The organism is Candidatus Symbiothrix dinenymphae (assembly GCF_001431085.1).
In genome coordinates, this window is record NZ_BBRU01000109.1 from 1 (window position 1) to 891 (window position 891).

Genomic DNA, 891 nt, shown 5'->3' on the forward strand with positions numbered 1-891 from the left:
CCAAAGCCTCTGGGGGTTTGCGCTTGCCAACCAATTTTGTTTGACTGCGTGCGGTATAAAACGCGCCTGCAAACGAGGTGTCGTCCGTGAAATTGATTTCAATCAAATAGGGACTCAAGCCGCTAAATGCCGACAGCACAACGCCTTGCTCCGTCAAAGCTCCTTCCAAAAATCGCAAATCACCCGAATTAGTTAGTATGGAGCCGGTTACGATTTGATTTTCCGACTTGAAAATACCTACATTGCGCGTCGTGTCGTTTTTGCCGTTGATAAAAAGAACGTCCCATTTACCGTCAATCGAAACGGATGCAGGCGTTGCAACGGCTTCAAAGCGGGATATTACGCCTCCTCTTTCGGCTTTGAAAGCAATGCCCTCATCATTTTCAACATAGTTTTTAATAAACCGCCCCTCCAAATTGTCTTTCGTCACTACGGCGCGTATCACCGCGTCATACGACTCAACAGGCATCAACACCGTGTCGGCACTATACTGAATGCCGGTCAGGGGCACGCGCTCTTCACCGTTGAGCAAAGTGACTGTGGCAGAATCCGTGTTGGCGTGCTGCACCTCGAATAAAAACGGAGCTTGCTTGTTGTCGTGCACTGCCAATGTGCCGCGCCAAATACCGTCTTGCAACCTCCCTGATGGGGAAGAGCAGGCGGTAAATAAACCTAATCCAATCATTGCTAAATTTATTGCTTTCATATTATTGTTGTAAAATCGCCACAAAGGTAATGCTTTTGCGCGAATTGTGCAAAAATTTACTCTTTCGCATAGGAGAACCGCTATGGCTACTCTGCCAAAAAAGCACCCTCCGACCAATCACAGGCGGGAGGGTGCCAACTAAAAACTTTGCTTTTTTTTTTTACGGCAATTCCCAACTTGCATAC

The 891-nt window shown here is 47.3% G+C and carries 1 pseudogene; it reads right to left on the minus strand.

Going from position 1 to position 891, the window contains the following annotated elements:
- Positions 1–706: pseudogene (locus tag ASC50_RS01680) on the minus strand (TlpA family protein disulfide reductase); the annotation flags it as partial.
- Positions 707–891: the final 185 nt, after the last annotated feature.